Raw genomic sequence first — 17,951 nt, 5'->3', positions numbered from 1 at the left:
CCGTCAGGCCGGACGGATCCAGTCCTGCCCCGGCTGCCAGTCGGGGAACGCGTAGTCCGCCAGGGACACCTGTGCCCCGGCCGACGTGGCCGCGGCGACGGCCTGGTCGCGGTCCGCGTTCGAGCGGGCGCTGAGGTCCCGCAGGGCGCCCTTGAGGTCCTTGACGTCGCCGCCGAGGTAGCCCTGGACGATGTCGCCGAGGTGCGGGCTGACGGGTTTCTGCGCGGCCTGCACCTTGGCGACCTGCGGGTTGCGGACGACGGGTTCCGGCGCCCGCTTCACCGTGTCGGCGAACCACCCGCAGAGCTTCTTGTACGGGGCGATGACGTCCGCCGACTCCACGACCGACAGGTCGAACGGCGGCTGGTCCATGCCTGCCGCCAGCCCCTTCTGGTAGTCCGTCGTCGTCATCGAGGCGATGACCGCCGTGGCCTGCTCGGGGTTCTTCGTGTTCCCCGCGATGAAGAACTGCGACGGCGGGGTCCCGCGGTAGGTCGTGGGAGCCGTCCCGTCGGGGGTGAGGATGGGGCCGACGCCCATCTTCTCGACGAAGGTCGGGACGACGTTCTTGGCCCCGCCCGCGCACCACGGCCCGTCGGGGAAGTACCCGGCGACGCCCGAGGCCCATCGGGTGCGGGCGTCGGCGACCGTCAGGCTGCCGCTGCCGGCGAGGATGAGCCCGGACCCGTTGAGCTCCTTCCAGAACTCGATGGCGTTCACGTAGGTGTCGTCGTCGTACGCGAACTCCCCCGTCGTGTACTTCTGGCCCTGGAACCCGGGGAAGCCGGCGGCCTGGGCGAGGTCGTCGATCTGCTCCCGCATCCGCGCGACCCCACCCAGGGCGAGCACCATGGGCGCGGCGTCGCCCCCCTTCGCCTTGATCTTCTGCAGGTTCGCCCGGTACTCGTCGTAGGAGGCGGGCGGGGCGTCGGGGTCGAGTCCCGCGTCGGAGACGATGTCGACGTTGAACCACTGGGCCGCGGCGTACTGCTGGTAGCTGAAGAGGGGCAGGCCGTACAGCTTGCCGTCGATCGTCGTGATGCCCTCGGTGTAGGCGCCCTCGGGGAGCGCCGCCTTCGCCTCCGCCGGCAGGGCGATCTCGTGGACCCATCCCTCGGCGACGAGGGCGGGCAGGGGCAGTCCGACGACGTTGCTGTAGACGTCCGGCAGCTGCTTGGACTGGTTCGCCAGCTGCAGCGCCTCGGTGGAGCGACTGACGTCGTTGTACGTGTACTCGATGGCGACGCCGAGTGCCTGCGACTGGGTCTTCGCCCACTCCGCGTGGAACTTCTGCAGGGCGCTGAAGTGATCCCACCACCGCAGGGACACGGTGGCGCCGGGACCGGCGCCGCTGCTGCCGCCGCAGGCGGTGAGCAGAGCGAGGGTGGACAGGCCGCCGCCACCGGCGAGCAGTGAGCGGCGCGAGATCTGGGGCATGACGTTTCTCCTCGTCGAGAGTGGTCGTGCGGGGTTCGTGGTGCGCGGGGTGACGCTGGGGGTCAGGACTTGACGGCTCCGGCGATGCCTTCGACGAAGTACCGCTGGAGGAAGAGGAACAGCGCGACGATCGGCAGGATCGAGATGACACCGGCGGCGGCCATCCCGGACCAGTCCGTGGCGTTCTCCCCGACGAAGGCCTGCATCCCGACGGACAGGGTCCGCAGGTCCGGGTCGCTGAAGGAGAAGACCAGGGGCAGGAAGAACGCGTTCCAGGTGGAGAGGAACGTCAGCAGGGCGACGGTGGCCGTGACGGGCATCGACAGCGGCAGCATGATCTGGAAGAACACCCGCCCGAAACCCGCCCCGTCGACGGTCGCGGCCTCCTCCAGCTCCTTGGGGAGCTGCCGGAAGTACCCCGCGTAGATGAGGATGGCCGAGACGTTGGCCGCCCCCGACAGGGCCAGCACCATCCCCGTGAGGGAGTTCAGCAGCCCCAGCTCCATCGAGAGCTTGACGATGGGGATGATCGTGTACCCCGTGGGGACGAAGAGCGTCGCCACGAGCACCCCCACGATGGCCTTCTGCCCGCGGAACGCGTAGCGACCCAGGACGTAACCGGCGAGCGCGCAGCGGACGACGACGATGACGACCGTGGAGACCGTGAGGACCACCGTGTTGACCATGTACCGACCGAAGTTCGCGTCGGTCCAGGCCCGGGAGTAGTTCTCCCAGGCGAAGTCCTCCGGCACGAGCTTCAACCCGGCCGTGAACACCTCCAGCGAGCTCTTGAGGGAGGCGGACACCATCCACACGAAGGGGTAGACCCAGACGAGGGCGAGGACGGCGAGCAGGAGCAGCACCCCCCACCAGGGGGCACGGCGGGCGATCCGGTGGCCGAACGACTCCGCCGGCGGTGAGGAGGGCCGGGCAGACCGGGTGAGCGTGGTCACGAGAGCTCCTTCCGGCTGCGACGGGCCACGACGAGGGCCCAGGCCTGCAGGGCGCCGACGAGCATGACGAACAGCCCGAAGAGGACGGCGGCCGCGGAGGCGAACCCGAGCTGGGGGATCGAGGCGCTGAACGCCCAGCGGTAGATGTAGATCTCGATGATCTCGGTGGAGAAGAAGGGCCCACCGCCGGTCATGGTCTGCATGAGGTCGAAGGCGTGGAAGGTGTCCTCGACGGTGAGCACGGTGATGATGAGCAGGAACGGCGTGAGCAGCGGCAGCGAGACGTACCGGAAGATGTGGAACGACCCGGCCCCGTCGATGCGGGCGGCCTCGTAGAGCTCGTTCGGGATGGTCTGCAGGGCGGCGAGCCAGTAGACCATCGTGATCCCGAAGAACTTCCACACGTACACCGCGGCAGCCGTCACCAGCGCCGTGCCGGAGTCGCCGAGGAAGTCGATGCCGGCGTCGGAGCCCAGCGCCTTGAGGAAGGCCGTGAACGGGCCGCTGGCGGGGTCGAAGACGAACTGCATGACGACCCCGACGATGGCTGTCGTCGTGACCACGGGGAGGAAGTACACCGTCCGGAAGACGTTCCGCAACGGCAGCTTCGGCGAGTTGAGCAGCATGGCCAGCAACAGGCTCAACAGGATGCGGGCCGGGGCCACCAGGAGCATGAAGACCAGCGTGATCTTCACCGACGACCAGAACGCCGGGTCGGCCAGGACGGCCTGGTAGTTGCTGATCCCGACGAAGCGCTGGCTGGAGGAGAACCCGTTCCACTCCACGAGCGAGTACCAGTAGCTGGCCACGATCGGGTACAGCGTGTACAGGCCGTAGAGGACGATCGTCGGGGTCAGGAACGCCCAGATCCAGATCGTCTGGCGCCGGGTGTCGACCCCGCGGGGGCGGCGTCCGGTGGTCGCGAGCTCCGTGGGAGCCACGGCCGGGGGTGGGCTGATCGTTCTCGCCATCGAGGGTTCCCTCCCTACCGGATCTGGCTGAGCGAGAAGGTGGCCGGGTCGCCGCCGGTCCGGTGGCCGCGGTCCAGCGCGGTCACCGCGGCCAGCTCGTCCTGCGTGAGGACCAGTTCGGCGGCGGCCAGGTTCTCGGCCAGCCGCTCACGGCGGCTGGACTTGGGGATGACGACGTGCCCGGACTGCAGGTGCCAGGCCAGCACCACCTGGGCCGGGGTGACGCCGTGGGCGTCGGCGAGGCCGACGACGACCGGGTCGGCGAGGTCGGCGCCCTGCCCGAGCGGGGAGTACGCCTCGACGACGATCCCGCGGTCCCGGCAGGCGGCCACGAGGTCGCGCTGCTGGTAGGTGGGGTGCAGTTCGACCTGGTTGACCGCCGGGACCCCGTCCAGGGCGTCGAGGTGCTCGACGAGGAAGTTCGAGACCCCCACCGCCCGGACCCGCCCCTCGGCGTGCAGCCGCTGCAGGGCGCGCCAGCTGTCGGCGTACCGCCCGGCCGCCGGGTTCGGCCAGTGCACGAGGTAGAGGTCGAGGTGCTCCAGACCCAGCCGGGCGCACGTGTCGTCGTAGGCGCGCAGGGTGGAGTCGTACCCCTGGTCGCCGTTGCGCAGCTTGGACGTGACGAACACGTCCTCGCGGGGCAACCCGCTGGCCGCCAGCGCCGCGCCGACCCCCGCCTCGTTGACGTAGGCGGCAGCGGTGTCGACGTGCCGGTAGCCGAGGTCGAGGGCGTCCTCGACGACGCGCTGGGCGTCGTCCGGCGGAACCTGGAACACCCCGACCCCGAGCTGCGGGACGGCGACGCCGTCGAGCAGCCGGACGGCGTCCAGCTCCGGGGCGGTCACCGCGGTTCCAGCACGAGCAGCGACACCGACGGCAGTGGCAGGTCGACGGTGGTGGCGAAGGTCCCGCCGCTCACCGTGACGTTGCGGACGGGTTCGAGGTCCTCCAGGCCCTGCCGGGCCTTCACCGCGGCGAGCTGCCCGGGCGTCGGGTCCTGCGGGCTGCCGAGCTCCGTCCACACCGTGTGGGCGTTGCTGTGGGTGGCGTCGATGCGCTGGTGGTGCAGCGAGTACGTCCCGTCGGGCAGGTTCTCCACGCGCAGCGCGACGGGGGTCGCCCGGGTGTCCTCGTGGTACTGGTCGTCGGTGTGCCGCCAGACGACGACGCTCACGCGGCCCGCCGCGTCGGCCGAGGCCAGCGCGTCGACCTCCTCGCGCATGCTGCGGCCGTCACCGGCGTCGAGGTCCTCGACGGGGCTCATGGCGTCCGACGTCGCTGTCAGCCGGCGGCCGCCGAGGCGGGACACCATGCGGTAGGCGTTGAGCAGCGGTTTTTCGACACCGCCGGCCGTGAGGAAGGCCCGCGTCCCCTCGAAGTACCGCTCGCCCTCGAAGTAGAAGCTCCAGGACGTTGCCTGCTCGACCGTCACGGTCTCGGTCTCGTTGAGGTCCAGGATCTTCTTGAACAGCTTCACCTGGAACACCGGGTAGTACTCGGTGTTCTGGAACTGGAAGTTGGCGTTGTCGTAGACGCTGTAGTGCGCGGGGACACCGGCGTCGCACTCGTCGACGATGGCGGGCAGGCCGTGGTACTGCGGGAACTCCGCGACGACGCGCTGCAGGCGGCGGATCTCGTAGAGCATCTTGTGCGTCGAGGGGTTCTGCTTCTCCGGGGCCGGTCCGCCGGTGGGGCCGTACACCCGCCAGGGGGTGAAGGCCGACCCCTTGGTGTGGAACGAGACGAAGTCGAGCGGCACGTCGTGCTCGGAGGTGTACGTGAGGAACGTGCGGAGGAACTCCACGCCGCCGCCCGTCACTGCGGGTCCGCCGACCTTCGCGTCCGGGAGGACGCTGCGGACGGCCTCGGCCGTGACGCGGTACAGGTCGCAGAACTGTTCGGGTGTGCCCTTCCAGTAGAAGATGTCCGGCTCGTTCCAGAGCTCGAAGAGCCACTCGCGGACCTCGGCGACGCCGTACCGCTCGACGCAGTGCTGCACGTGGGCGGCGACGAGGCCGCGCCACTTCTCGTAGTCCTTCGGCGGGTACGCCCAGGCACCGGCCTCGTAGTTGCTGTAGACGGTGGGGCTCGGGACGACGGTCAGCTCCTCGGCCTCCGGCGGCAGGAGGTCGCGCGGGGTGAACGCGATCTCCATGAGCACGTGGTGGCCGGCCTCGACGATGGCGTCGTACGCCTGGTCGGCGATGGTGAAGTCGTAGTACGGGTTCCCGTCCGCGTCCTCGTGGTAGACGTTCCCGTTGCCCCAGTGCGGCAGCCCGAAACCCGTCCCGGAGCAGAACACGTAGTGCGGCCGGACGAGGAAGGGCCGCGGTGAGAACTCCCCGAAGGTGTTCAGGAGGGACCGGCCGGTCGGCGTGTACGTCCAGTTGATCTCGTCGTACCCGATGCTCTCCCAGAGCCGGGTCAGCGGACCCCGGTCGCTGCCCGCGTCGACGACGACGGTGGCGGACTCCACGTGCGGGGCGGTCGGGTCGCTCGGTGCCGAGCGGGGGAAGTGGTTGGTGTCGGTCGACAGACCGGGGTTGTGATCGTCGGTCGACAGACCGGGGTTGTGAGCGGTGCTGGTGCTCATGGTAGGCCCTCCAGGGCAGGGTGCAGCCGCGTGACGGCTGGGGGTCTTCAGGCGGGGTGGTCAGGCGGGGGTGTTCAGGCGGGGGCGTCGTACGCCCCGAGGGCGCGGTCGCGCGCCTCGGTGATGTGGGCGGCCATGGCCGCGCGGGCCGTGGCCGGGTCCCCGGTGCGCAGGCCGTCGAGGACGCGGGTGTGCTCGGCGACGCAGTGGTCGGAGTCGGTGACGCCCCCGCCGCCGAAGAGGCGGAAGCGCTGGATCTGGCCGCCGAGGGCCTGGTAGGCCGAGAGCAGGAACTCGTTGCCCGTCGCGGCGGCGATGATGCGGTGGAAGCGTTCGTCCGCCTCCCAGTACTGGCGGAACTCGTGGAACGACGGCCCCAGCGGTGCGGTCGCGAGGTCGTGGACGGCCCGGTCGAGGTCGGCGAGGACCTGCGGGGTGAGGCGGCCGGCCGCCATCTCGGCGAGCGCCGGTTCGAGGACGAGCCGGGCCTGCATGAGACGGACGAGTTCCTCGGGGGTCGCCACGGGCGCCACCCGGTAGCCCTTGAGCGCGGTGCGCCGCACGAGTCCGGTGGACTCCAGCCGGGCCAGCGCCTCGCGGACGGGGGTCTGGGACACCCCGAACTCCCGCGCGAGACCGTCGATCCCCAGTGCCGCACCGGCTTTCAGTTCCCCGTCGATGAGGAGGTCGAGCACGGCGTCGTAGACGTGGTCGGCGAGCATCTGGCGGCTGGGCGCCGGTGCACGACGGGTCCTCGTCTGGTCCACGAGCGTCATCGTAGACAGCCCTCCTGACGGTGGTCGGGATCCAGTCCGGGGGTCCTGCGGGGTGCGGCACGGTCGTCACCTCCTCCGGCGCCGCCGTCGGCGCCTGCTCCTCGTCGAGCGGTTCGTGGTGTCATCGACCGTAGATCGTGCACGATCGACGGTCAAGAGGTCATGTCTAGATCTTTTCCCGCCCTCCGCGTGGCGTCCCGGGGACACCACCACGGGGCGGAAGCGCTTTCCCTGTGAAAGGCTCAGGCAGTGAGTGGAACGTTCCTCGACGGCGTGCGAACACTGGCCCGCGGAGTCCGCGAAGAGCCCCGCCCCTTCCGCATCGCGATCATCGGCTCGGTGATCTACGGCGTCGGCAACGCGGCCTCGGGTTTCCTCGTCGGCCGGGTGACGAGCGACGTCGTCGTCCCCGCCGTCACGGGGTCGGGGTCGGTCGGGGTCCGCGACGTGTGGCTCGCCGGCGCGACGCTCATGGCCGTCACCGTCGTGCTCGTCGGCGGTGTGCTGCTGCGTCGGATCTTCGGCGGCGCGTTCACGTTCGCGCTCCAGGCGCGGTACCGCCGTCTGCTGGCCCGCCGGTACCTGGACCTGCCGCTCACGTGGCACCACGCCCACCCCGCGGGCCGGTTGCTGGCCACGGCGAGTTCCGACGTCGAGGCGACCTGGCAGGCGACGATGGTCCTGCCGTTCGCGCTCGGCACCGCCGTGCTCATCCTGTTCGCCGGGATCGCGATGGTCGCCGCGGACCCGGTCCTGGCCGCCGTCGGGTTGCTCGTCGTGCCCGCGCTGCTCGCCTCGAACATCGTCTACCAGCGCCGCATGTCCCCCCTCGTCGTCGCCGTGCAGCGGTTGCGCGGCGAGGTGTCCGCGACGGCCCACGAGAGCTTCGAGGGCGCGCTCGTCGTCAAGACCCTCGGCCTGGCCGAAGAGGAGGTCACCCGGTTCCGCGCCGACGCCGAACGCCTGCGCGACGCCAACGTCGCCGCCGGCCGCACGCGCGGCGCCTTCGACCCGGTCATCGAGGCCCTGCCCTCCCTCGGCACGCTGCTCGTGCTCGTCGTCGGGTCGGCGCGGGTGGCTTCCGGCGCCACCGACGTCGGCGACCTCGTGCAGGTCGCCTACCTGCTGAGCCTGCTGGCGTTCCCGGTCCGCTCCTTCGGGTGGTTGCTGGGCGACCTGCCCCGCACGGTCGCCGGGAACACCCGCGTGCAGGACGTGCTGCAGGAGGAGGCCCGCACGGAGTGGGGCACGCACCCCGCCCCGGCCGGCGGCCCGCTCACCGTCACGACCACGGGCCTGTCCTACCGGCACCCCGCCCCCGCGCCGGACCCGCTGGCCGACCCCGGGGTGACCCACCCCGAACCCGCGCCCGTGCTGACCGACGTCACCCTCGACGTCACCGCGGGCACGACCGTCGCCGTCGTCGGGGGCACGGGGTCGGGCAAGTCGACGCTCGCCGGCCTGCTCGTCCGCCTCGTCGACCCGACCTCCGGTGACGTGCTCCTCGACGGCGTCGACGTCCGCCGCCTCGCCGAGGGACAGGTCGCCGGGGCCGCCGCGCTCGTCCCGCAGTCGACGTTCGTCTTCGACGACTCGATCCGCGGCAACGTCGCCCTCGGCCTGGAGGTGTCCGACGACGAGGTGTGGCACGCGCTGCGCCTGGCCCGCGCCGACGGTTTCGTCGCCGCGCTCCCCCACGGCCTCGACGAACTCGTCGGCGAACGGGGATCCACGCTGTCGGGCGGTCAGCGGCAGCGCCTCGCGCTGGCCCGCGCACTCGTCCGCCGACCCCGGCTGCTCGTCCTCGACGACGCGACGAGCGCGCTGGACCCGGCCGTCGAACGCGCCGTCCTCGACGGCCTGGAGGAGTCCGGCAGCGGGACGACCGTCGTGGTCGTCGCCTACCGGCCCGCCACCATCGCCCTCGCCGACGAGGTCGTCCACCTCGACCACGGCCGCGTCGTCGACCGGGGACCGGCCGCCGAGGTCGCCGCCCGCGACGCGGGGTACCGCGACCTCGTCACCGCCTACGCCCGCGCCGCCGCGGACCGGGCCACCGCCGAACGCGCCGCCGAGGAGGGGGTCGCGTGAGCGTCCAGACCAGCAGCGTCCAGACCAGCACGGTCGAGCGCGGTGTCGTCGCCCGCGCCCGGGAACTCACCCCCGAGTTCGCCGAGGGCATCGGCGTCACGCTCGCCATCGCGGCCGCGACGACGCTCGGCAAGCTCGCCGTCCCCGTCGCCGTCCAGCAGACGATCGACACCGGGGTGCAGGCCGACGGCGGCCCCGACGTCGGGCGGATCGTCCTGCTGTGCTCGGTCGCCGCGCTGGTCGTCCTCGTGACGGCGGGCACGGCCTGGATCGTCAACGTCCGGTTGTTCCGTGCCACCGAGGCGGGCCTGGCGAGCCTGCGGGTGCGCGCGTTCCGGCACGTGCACGACCTCGCCGTCCTCACCCAGAGCGGCGAGCGCCGGGGTTCCCTCGTCAGCCGCGTGACGAGCGACGTCGACACGATCTCGACGTTCCTGCAGACCGGGATGCTCGTCCTGGTGCTCTCGGCGGGGCAGGTCCTGCTCGCGACGGCGCTGATGTTCGCCTACTCCTGGCAGCTCGCCCTCGTCGTCCTCGGGTGCTTCGTCCCGCTCGTGCTGGCGCGGCAACGGTTGCAGCGCCCGGTGACCCGCGCCTACAAGGCCGTCCGCGTGCGCATGGGCGACCTGCTCGCCGCGGTGTCCGAGACCGTCGTGGGGGCGGACGTCATCCGTGCGCACGCCGCGTCCGAACGCTCCTGGCAGCGGATCGACGGCGCCATCGAGGCGCACCGCAAGCAGGCCGTGAAGGCGCAGACCGCGACGGCCGTGACGTTCTCCTCCGGGGTGTTCGTCTCCGGGTTGGTCGTGGCGCTCGTCATCGTCGTCGGGACCCTGCTCGGTCTCGACGGGGACATCACCCTCGGCAAGCTGCTGGCGTTCCTGTTCCTGGCGCAGTTGTGGGTCGGGCCGGTGCAGGCCGCGACCGAGGTCCTCAACGAACTGCAGAACGCCCTCGCCGGGTGGCGCCGCGTCGTCGACCTCATCGACACCCCCGTGGCGGTGCCCGAACCCCGCGAACCCCGCGCCCTGCCCCACGGCCCGGTCGACGTCCGCGTCCAGGACGTCGCGTACTCCTACCCGGGGTCGGTCTCGGTCGTGCTGTCCGGGGTGACGCTGCACTTCCCCGCCGGTTCACGCACGGCGGTCGTCGGGGAGACGGGGTCGGGGAAGACGACGCTGTCGCGGCTCATCACGCGCCTCGTCGACCCGGTCGAGGGCCGCGTGCTCCTGTCCGGGGTCGACGCGCGCGACCTGCCGTCGGCCGAACTCCACCGCCGCGTGGTCGCCGTCCCGCAGGAGGGTTTCCTCTTCGACACGACCGTCGGCGACAACGTCCGCCGCGGCCGCCCGGGCGCGACCGACGCCGACGTCCGGGAGGCGTTCGCCGACCTCGGGCTGACGGCGTGGCTGGAGGGGTTGCCCGAGGAGCTGGCCACGCCGGTGGGTCAGCGCGGGGAACGGCTCTCCGCCGGGGAACGCCAGCTCGTGGCCCTCGCCCGCGCCCACCTCGCGGACCCGGACCTGCTCGTCCTGGACGAGGCGACGTCGTCGGTGGACCCGGCGACGGAGGTCCGCCTGCAGCGGGCGCTCGAAGGAGTCCTCAGCGGACGCACCTCGGTGGCCATCGCCCACCGGCTGTCGACGGCCGAGGCCGCCGACACGGTCGTCGTCGTGGACTCCGGTCACGTCGTCGAGGTGGGGCCTGCGACGGAACTCGCCCACGCGGGCGGGCCCTACTCGCGTTTGCACGCCGCCTGGACCGCCCAGAACGACTGAGGTCCGAACGAGGCCGTGCGAGGTCGGTCCTGCTCGGTTCTCAGTCGTCGCCGAGCAACCCGCGCAGCACCCGGAGGTTGTGCTCCTGGTCGGCCGCGAACTGCGCCAGCTGGGGCCCGCCGTGCGGGGCGGCGTCCTGCTCCACGACGAGCCACCCCGCGTACCCGGTGCGGCGCAACGCGTCCACCACACCGGCGAGGTCGACGTCCCCCCGTCCGAGCGGCACGTTCGCCGCGGCCCACCAGTCCCGCAACGACGCGGGCCCGGCCTGCCGCGCCTCCTGCAGGGGGGCGAGCCGCACGTCCTTGACGTGGACGTGGTCGATCCGGTCCGCCCAGCGGACGGCGGCCTCGACGGGGTCGGTCCCGGCGAGCAGGGCGTGACCGGTGTCGAGGGTGACGGTCAGCGGCGTCGTGGCGAGGAGGCGGTCGACCTCCCACGTCGACTCCACGTACGTGCCGAGGTGCGGGTGGTACGTCGTCGCGAGCCCGTGGTCGGCCGCGACGGCGACGGCCTCGGCCAGCAGGTCGACGGCCTTCGCCCAGGCCGCGGCGTCCAGCCCCGAGGACTCGTCGGCCGGGTCCCGGGGCGCGGCCAGGCCCGGGGCGCCGTCGTCGGCGAGGACGATCCGCGCCGCCGGCGCACCGGACGACGCGGTGCCGAGGGCGTGGCGGTCGACGACGGCGCGCAGCGTGCGGCACGTCAGTTCGAAACCCGCGCGGCCCTGCGCACTCCACTCCCCCTGCGCCAGCGGGAGACCGACGTACACGCCGGCCGGCGCCAGACCGTGCGCGGCGAACACGGTCGCGGTCTGGCCGGGGTCGCCGAGGAACCCGGTGTCGCCGAGTTCGCTGCCGGTGTACCCCTGGGAGGCCAGCGTTCCGAGGATGGCGTCGCCGTCCCCGTCGGGGGCGCCCGCGTGCGGACCCCACACGCCGAAGCTCACCGGGGCACCGGCGATCCAGTGCCCCGTGCCCGGGCCGGTCACCGGGCCAGCTCCACGATGCGCTGCAGGACGGCGAGGTCGTGCAGGGCACCTTCGGGCGCCGAGTCCGGGTGGGGCGCGGAGCCGCCGACGGCGGAGGCGAAGGCCTCGAGCTGGCGCTGGAACGCGCCGTCGGCCCCGGCGGGCGGACGGTGCGTCCCGGTCGGGCCCGTGACGGTGACCTGGCTCGTCGCGTCGAGGCGGTACGGCGGGGCGACGTCGACGACGACCTCACCGGCCGTCGTGGTGATCCGCACGGTCTCGGTGTAGTCGGGCCGGTCCGGGGTCCACGCCCAGTCCAGGACGAACCGGGCGTGGCCCGCGAGGCGGCCCGTGGCGAAGACGGTCGGCGGCGCCAGGCCGTCCCACGCGAGGAGGTCGACGTGGTCGACGTCCGGCGACCCGAACCCCAGACCGCGCAGCAGCGACAGCTCGTGGACGACGGATCCGCACAGGACCGAGCGGAACAGCCGGCGCAGCTGCGGGGCCGTGTCGGCGCCGACGGAGGCGTCGAGGGCGAGGTTCTCCGCGGCGTCGTCGGCGGCCACGAGCGGGACGGCCGCGGCGGGCAGCGGCCCCGGCGGCAGCATCCGCAGGTGCTCGACCTGCGGGGCGTCGACGGGGTGCCGAACGCTGATCTGGACGAGGCGGACCTCGCCGAGACCGGCCAACGCCTCCTGGACGACCTCGACGGACCGGTCGTGCACCTTCATGTAGCCGACCTGCAGGTGCAGCCCCGTGTGGCGCGCCACGGCGATGGCCTCGCGGACCTCCTCGGCCGACAGCGCGAACGGCTTCTCCGCCAGGACGTGCTTGCCGGCCCGCAGGGCGGTGACGGCGTGCGCGGCGTGCCGGCCCGGCGTCGCGACGAGGACGGCGTCGACGTCGTCGGCGGCGAACAGCTCCTCCGGGGTGAGCGCCCGGGCGCCGTACGCGGTGGCCAGTTCGGCGCACCGCTCGGGGTCGAGGTCGGCGACGGCCGCGAGCTCGTGCCCGGGCAACCGGGCGATGAGCGGCAGGTGGATCGCGCGGCTGATGGTGCCGAGTCCGAGGACTCCCCAGCGCAGGGTCACGGGTGTTCTCTCTTCGTGGACGTGGTTCAGAAGGGACGGTCGAGGACCGCGGGCGGTCCGGCGAAGAACGTGCGCAGCAGGCCGACGGCGTCGTCCTCGCCGTGCAGCGCACCGGTGTGGCGGGCGGTGACGGGGTCGAGGTGACCGGCGTAGAGGGACGCGAGGTCGGCCGGGCCGAGCTGCACGGTCGGGGTGCCGCCGTCCGTGACGCGGGCGACGCCGGCCGCGACGTCGAGCGTCAGGACACCGTGCCCGGTGACGTCGAGGACGACCCGACCCGCCACGCCGTGCGGGTACCCGCGCGCCGCGAGCGCTGCGGGGACGTCGAGGAGCCCGAGCATCCAGGTGGAGTCCTCGACCACGTCGGTCTGCCGGGGCAGGTGCTGCTCGAGCAGTCCACCGGGCCGGACGAGGGTGTGGACCTCGCGGGCGCTGGGTTCGTCGGCGGCGAGGTCGCGCCACAACCCGAACTCCGCTGCGGGGTCGGCGCCGACGAGGTCGAGCACGGTGACGGCGTAGTTCCCGCCGTGCCCCGGGCGGACCGGGCGACGCCCGAGGGCGCACCAGCCGACGACGGCACCGTCGCGTTCCGCGACGTACTGGACCGCGGACCCGGTGCCCCGGTCGTGGTCGAGGACGCCGTTCGTGCGGGTGGCGTGGGCGGCGACGAGCTCGGCGACGCGCGGTGCGTCCTGCGGCGTCGCCGCGCGGTAGCTCAGCGACCGGTCGCGCGGCAGGTCGCGCAGGTCGTGGGTGCCGACCGCGTAGACCGAGCGGCGGCCGGCGATCCCGCAGCCGGCCTTGCGGTAGAAGGCGTGGGTGGAGGGGATGAGGGCGACGACGAGCGCCCCGGCCTCCCGGGCCGCAGCGAAGGTGTCGGCGACGAGCGCGCGCCCGACGCCGTGACCGCGGGCGGTGGCGTCGACCGCCACCCCGGCCAGGGCGGCCGCCGGGACGCGGCGACCGCCCCACCACTGCCCGCACAACCGCACGACGGAGGTGGCCAGGACCCGCTCGGACTCCTCGTCCACCGCGACCCTGGGGAGGTGGTCGGACCAGTCTTCGGAACCGTCGGCGGGCCGTGGCGCCGGGGGTTCGGCGGAGAACGCGGCCCCCACGAGGGCCTCGGCCGCCGGGCGTTCCTCCGGGCGCGCGGCCCGCACGACGGTCCGCGCCATCAGCGGACCGCGCCCTTGACCGAGTCGGCGACGAACTGCTTGGAGAAGACCAGGAAGACCGCGACGAGCGGGATGATCGCCAGCACCGCACCCGCCATGACGACGGCGTAGTCCGTGCCGCGGCTGACGTTCAGCTGCGACAGCGCCACCTGCAGGGTCAGCATGTCCGGGTTGATGAGGACGATGAGCGGCCAGACGTAGTCGTTCCACGCCTGGACGAACGTGTAGATCCCCAGGAACGCCAGACCCGGCCGGATGACCGGGAGCACGACGAGGAAGTACTGGCGGAAGAACCCGCACCCGTCCATGACGGCGGCGTCCAGGATCTCGTCCGGGATCGACGTCGAGATGTACTGGCGCATCCAGAAGATGCCGAAGGCGTTCGCGGCCGCGGGCACGATGAGCGCCTGCAGGGTGCCGACCCACCCCAGGTTGATCATGGTGATGAACTGCGGGACGGTCGACAGCTGGGCCGGGACCATGAAGAACGCCAGCATGAGGCCGAAGAGGAACTTCTTGCCCGGGAACTCGTACTTGGCGAAGGCGAACGCCGCGAGGGAGTCGAAGAACAGGACGAGCACCGTCACCGAGACGGCCACGATGGCCGTGTTGGCCATCGAGCCGAAGAAGTTGATGCTCGTCAGCACCGAGCCGATGTTCTCCAGCAGGTGCGTGCCCGGGACGACCTTGGGCGGGGTCGCGTAGTAGTCCGCGTTCGTGTTCGTGGCCATGACCACGGTCCAGTAGAACGGGAAGAGGAGCAGGAGGGTGGCGAGCACCAGCGGCAGGTGCGCCCACCGGGACGCGCTGCGCACCCCCTTGCCGTTGAGGGCCTGGGCCGGCCGGGAGGACCCCTTGCGGGCGAGCGTCGCCGTGTTCTCAGCAGCCATGTCGGTCACTTCTCCGCACGGGCGGTGATCCGCCAGTTGATGAGGGTGAACACGGCGACGATGGCGAACACGCCGTAGGCGATGGCGGCGCCGTAGCCGTAGTTGTTGTTGTTGAAGGCCTGTTGGTAGAAGTACAGGACCATCGTGAGACCGGCCTGACCGGGGCCACCGCTGTTCGGGTTGATCGAGGCGTTCGACCCGAAGAGGACCTGCGGTTCGGCGAAGGTCTGCATCCCACCGATCGTCGAGACGACGACGGTGAAGATGATGACGGGGCGCAGCAGCGGGACGGTGATGGACCAGAAGGTGCGCAGGACGCCGGCGCCGTCGATCTTGGCCGCCTCGTAGACCTCACCGGAGATCGCCTGCAGACCGGCGTAGTAGATGATGGCGTTGTAGCCGACCCACTGCCAGGTCATGATGACGGCCAGGACGATCTTGATGGTCCAGTAGCCGTTGAGCCACTGGACGCCCGACAGGCCGACCGCCTCGAGCACCTGGTTCACGACGCCGACCTGGTTGTCGAAGATCGCCTTGAAGAAGATGACGACCGCGACGATCGAGGTGACGCTCGGCAGGAACAGGACCACCTGGTAGAAGGTCTTGAACCGCTTGACCGAGTTCAGCATCGACGCCAGGCCCAGCGACATGAAGAGCATGGGCACGGTGGCCATGATCCAGATGATGATGGTGTTGACGACGGCCTTGCGGAACGTCGCGTCCGCCAGCAGGAACCGGAACTGGTCGAACCCGGCGAACGTGACCGGGCTGATCCCGTCCCACCGGTGGAAGGCCAGCCACGCCGAGAACACCAGGGGGAACAGCCCGAACGCCGCGAAGAGCAGGAAGAAGGGACTGACGGCCATGTACTGCGGCCAGAACCGCAGGGGGTTCCTCCTGGCTCCGGTCACGGCCGGCTTCTGACCCGGGGGTCGCGACCTGCTGCGCCGGAACCCTCGGTCGAGGCTGGCCGAGCTCACTTCACGCCCTGGCGCGAGGCGATGTCCTTCGCGGCGGCGACGGCGTCGGTCCAGGCCTGGTCGGGGTTCTTGCCGTTGGCCTCGACGTTCGTCAGCTCGTTGTAGAACGCGGCGGACACGGCGGAGTCGGACGCCGCGACGTACTGCTCGGGGACCTTCTCGCCGGCGGGGCCGAAGATGTCGATGGTCTTCTGGCCACCGAAGAACTCGTCGCCACCGGTGAGGGCGGGCAGCTTCCAGGCCGCGGGGTCGGCCGGGAAGATCGTCGCGTCCGTGAAGGCCTGACCCTGGTTGTCGGTGCTCAGGATCCACTTGATGACGTCGAAGGCGGCCTGCTTGTCCTTGGTCGCCGACGGGATCGTCAGGAAGGACCCACCGAAGTTCGTGGGCTTGACCGGGTTGTTCGCGATGCGCCACTTGCCCTTGGTCTCCGGCGCGGCGTCGGAGATGTCGAGGGCGTGCCAGGCGGCGCCGAGGTCCATGGCGATGGTGCCGGCCGCGAGGGCGGGGCCGAGGTTCTGCCCGGCGTTGGCGTTGATGCCGAGCGCCTGCGCCTTGACCGTGGTGTCCCAGGCCTGCTTCATCTCGTCGCTGCCGCCGGTGAAGGTGTTGTCCTTCGAGACGAAGCGGTTGCTCAGCTGGCCGACGATGATCTGGAAGACCGTCGCGAGCGAGGGGACCGGGAAGCTGGCCGGGACCTTGCCGTGCAGTTCCTGGCCGAAGGCGTAGTAGTCGTCCCAGGTGGTGGTCGCCGCGGCGACGGCCGTCGGGTCGGACGTCAGCCCGGCCTGCTCGAGGATGTCGGCGCGGTAGAACGTGGCGGTCGGGCCGATGTCGATCGGGAAACCGAGCTGCTTGCCGTCCGAGGTCTGCGCCTCGGCCCACTTCCAGGCCAGCTGCGTCGCCGCGATGTCCTTGGCGCCGAACTCGTTGAGGTCGGTGAACTTGTCCGCCACGGAGCGGAAGAAGGGCATGTCCTCGCCCTTGACGCCGGTGATCTGCGGGATGAAGGACCCGCCGGTGAGGGTGGTCTGCAGCTTCTGCTTGAAGTCGCCGCCGACCTTGTTGGGCTTGATGTCGTCCTTGGGGAACTGCGTCTTGGACGCCTCGACGACCTTGTCGCTGAGACCGCCGTTCCAGTACCAGAGGGCGAGGCCGCTCGAGGAGCCGCCTCCGCTGCCTCCGGATCCGCCGGCGCTCGTGGAGCAGGCGGACAGTGCCCCGGCTCCCAGGGCAGCCAGCCCCGAACCAAGGAGGAGGTTGCGACGGGACAGGTTCATGGCGAGACCTTTCTCGACATCCGGGCGCCGTGACCGTTCAGTCATCCTCGGCAGCCAGCGCTGGGCTTGTTGCGCGAACGCTACTTGCCAGATGCGCGAACGCGCAAGGTATTCTGTCGATCGTGCAAGCAAAGGAGCGGCGCGAGGCCATCGTCGAGGTCGTCCGCCTGAAGGGGCCCGTGGCGGTCGCCGAGCTGGTCGAGCGCCTGGGGCTGTCCGAGGCCACGATCCGGCGCGACCTGGTCAAGCTCGACGACGCGGGTCTGCTCAAACGCGTCCACGGCGGCGCCCGCCCCGTCGACGTGCGCGACGACGTCTACGCCGACCTCGTCGACCGGCAGGCAGAACCCAAGGAGGCGATCGCCCGTGCGGCGGCCGCCCGGGTCAAGGACGGCCAGTCGGTGCTCCTGGACATCGGGACGACGGTCGGCCGGGTCGCCCGGTACCTGCACGGACGCCCCATCACGGTCGTCACGCGCAACCTCGCCGTCTACGCCGAGCTGTGCGAGGACCCCGTCGTCGACCTCGTGCTGCTGGGCGGCCAGGTGCGGCCGGCCCACCGTTCCCTCGTGGGCTACCTGACGGAGGAGAGCCTGCGCCAGCTGCGCGCCGACCTGCTGCTGCTGGGGACGAGCGGCATCCGCCGCAGCGGCCACTCCGTCGACACGGTGACCGACGAGGTCCCCGTCAAGCGCGCCATGATCGCCGCCGCCGACGAGGTCGTCCTGCTCGCCGACGCCTCGAAGTTCCCCGGCAGCGGGACGGCGACGGTGTGCGACGTCAGCGCCTACCGGCACCTCGTCACGGACGTGCACCCGGACGAGGAGACGCGCTCGACCCTGCAGCACGCCGGCGTGGCCGTCGAACTCGTCCACACCTCGTCCTCCTCCTGACCCCCACCCCCTGACGCCGCGCGGAAAACACTCTTTCCGCCCTTCGAGGAGCCCGTTCCGGGCCGAGAGC

The 17,951-nt window shown here is 71.7% G+C and carries 15 protein-coding genes; 3 read left to right on the top strand and 12 right to left on the bottom strand.

Annotated elements, in window-relative coordinates; all coding sequences use genetic code 11:
• Positions 1–3: 3 nt before the first annotated feature.
• The 6 genes from AB0637_RS04980 to AB0637_RS04955 all read right to left on the bottom strand — a co-directional run bounded on the left by AB0637_RS04980 (position 4) and on the right by AB0637_RS04955 (position 6,679).
• Positions 4–1,437 carry an ABC transporter substrate-binding protein gene (locus AB0637_RS04980; protein WP_366170068.1) on the bottom strand — a complete coding sequence of 478 codons (1,434 nt, stop codon included), beginning with the start codon at positions 1,435–1,437 and terminating at the stop codon, positions 4–6.
• 62 nt (positions 1,438–1,499) lie between these two features.
• Positions 1,500–2,390: a carbohydrate ABC transporter permease gene (locus AB0637_RS04975; RefSeq protein ID WP_366170067.1), complete on the bottom strand. Its 891-nt coding sequence runs from the start codon at positions 2,388–2,390 to the stop codon at positions 1,500–1,502.
• Complete coding sequence (locus AB0637_RS04970; RefSeq protein WP_366170066.1) at positions 2,387–3,331, bottom strand: sugar ABC transporter permease; 945 nt, start codon at positions 3,329–3,331, stop codon at positions 2,387–2,389. The genes AB0637_RS04975 and AB0637_RS04970 overlap by 4 nt, the downstream gene beginning before the upstream one ends.
• A 44-nt stretch (positions 3,332–3,375) precedes the next feature.
• Complete coding sequence (locus AB0637_RS04965) at positions 3,376–4,209, bottom strand: aldo/keto reductase (RefSeq protein WP_366170065.1); 834 nt, start codon at positions 4,207–4,209, stop codon at positions 3,376–3,378.
• Complete coding sequence (locus tag AB0637_RS04960; protein ID WP_366170064.1) at positions 4,206–5,957, bottom strand: glycoside hydrolase; 1,752 nt, start codon at positions 5,955–5,957, stop codon at positions 4,206–4,208. The genes AB0637_RS04965 and AB0637_RS04960 overlap by 4 nt, the downstream gene beginning before the upstream one ends.
• Positions 5,958–6,031: 74 nt before the next feature.
• A complete protein-coding gene (locus AB0637_RS04955; protein WP_366170213.1) occupies positions 6,032–6,679 on the bottom strand; it encodes a GntR family transcriptional regulator in 648 nt (215 codons plus the stop codon).
• Between the two features lie 303 nt (positions 6,680–6,982).
• On the opposite strand from AB0637_RS04955, the gene AB0637_RS04950 reads away from it, so the two are divergent.
• Positions 6,983–8,824 (top strand): ABC transporter ATP-binding protein, encoded by a 1,842-nt coding sequence (locus AB0637_RS04950; RefSeq protein ID WP_366170063.1) that lies wholly within the window; start codon positions 6,983–6,985, stop codon positions 8,822–8,824.
• Entirely contained in the window at positions 8,821–10,602 is a 1,782-nt protein-coding gene (locus AB0637_RS04945) for an ABC transporter ATP-binding protein (protein ID WP_366170062.1), read from the top strand. The genes AB0637_RS04950 and AB0637_RS04945 overlap by 4 nt, the downstream gene beginning before the upstream one ends.
• A 40-nt stretch (positions 10,603–10,642) precedes the next feature.
• Here AB0637_RS04945 and AB0637_RS04940 read toward each other — a convergent pair whose 3' ends face one another.
• The 6 genes from AB0637_RS04940 to AB0637_RS04915 all read right to left on the bottom strand — a co-directional run bounded on the left by AB0637_RS04940 (position 10,643) and on the right by AB0637_RS04915 (position 16,988).
• Positions 10,643–11,590 carry a TIM barrel protein gene (locus AB0637_RS04940; RefSeq protein ID WP_366170061.1) on the bottom strand — a complete coding sequence of 316 codons (948 nt, stop codon included), beginning with the start codon at positions 11,588–11,590 and terminating at the stop codon, positions 10,643–10,645.
• Positions 11,587–12,660, bottom strand: a complete 1,074-nt coding sequence (locus tag AB0637_RS04935) for a Gfo/Idh/MocA family oxidoreductase (protein ID WP_366170060.1) — start codon at positions 12,658–12,660, stop codon at positions 11,587–11,589. The genes AB0637_RS04940 and AB0637_RS04935 overlap by 4 nt, the downstream gene beginning before the upstream one ends.
• Before the next feature lie 26 nt (positions 12,661–12,686).
• A complete protein-coding gene (locus AB0637_RS04930) occupies positions 12,687–13,838 on the bottom strand; it encodes a GNAT family N-acetyltransferase (protein WP_366170059.1) in 1,152 nt (383 codons plus the stop codon).
• Positions 13,838–14,728 carry a carbohydrate ABC transporter permease gene (locus AB0637_RS04925; RefSeq protein ID WP_366170058.1) on the bottom strand — a complete coding sequence of 297 codons (891 nt, stop codon included), beginning with the start codon at positions 14,726–14,728 and terminating at the stop codon, positions 13,838–13,840. The genes AB0637_RS04930 and AB0637_RS04925 overlap by 1 nt, the downstream gene beginning before the upstream one ends.
• Positions 14,729–14,733: 5 nt before the next feature.
• A complete protein-coding gene (locus AB0637_RS04920; protein ID WP_366170057.1) occupies positions 14,734–15,639 on the bottom strand; it encodes a sugar ABC transporter permease in 906 nt (301 codons plus the stop codon).
• A gap of 65 nt (positions 15,640–15,704) precedes the next feature.
• Positions 15,705–16,988 carry an extracellular solute-binding protein gene (locus AB0637_RS04915; RefSeq protein ID WP_366170056.1) on the bottom strand — a complete coding sequence of 428 codons (1,284 nt, stop codon included), beginning with the start codon at positions 16,986–16,988 and terminating at the stop codon, positions 15,705–15,707.
• A 122-nt stretch (positions 16,989–17,110) separates the two neighbouring features.
• On the opposite strand from AB0637_RS04915, the gene AB0637_RS04910 reads away from it, so the two are divergent.
• Positions 17,111–17,881: a DeoR/GlpR family DNA-binding transcription regulator gene (locus AB0637_RS04910; protein ID WP_366170055.1), complete on the top strand. Its 771-nt coding sequence runs from the start codon at positions 17,111–17,113 to the stop codon at positions 17,879–17,881.
• Positions 17,882–17,951: the final 70 nt, after the last annotated feature.

The sequence above is a fragment of the Kineococcus sp. NPDC059986 genome, assembly GCF_040702905.1.
Taxonomy (GTDB): Bacteria; Actinomycetota; Actinomycetes; order Actinomycetales; family Kineococcaceae; genus Kineococcus.
This window is presented reverse-complemented; position numbering and strand designations above follow the sequence as displayed.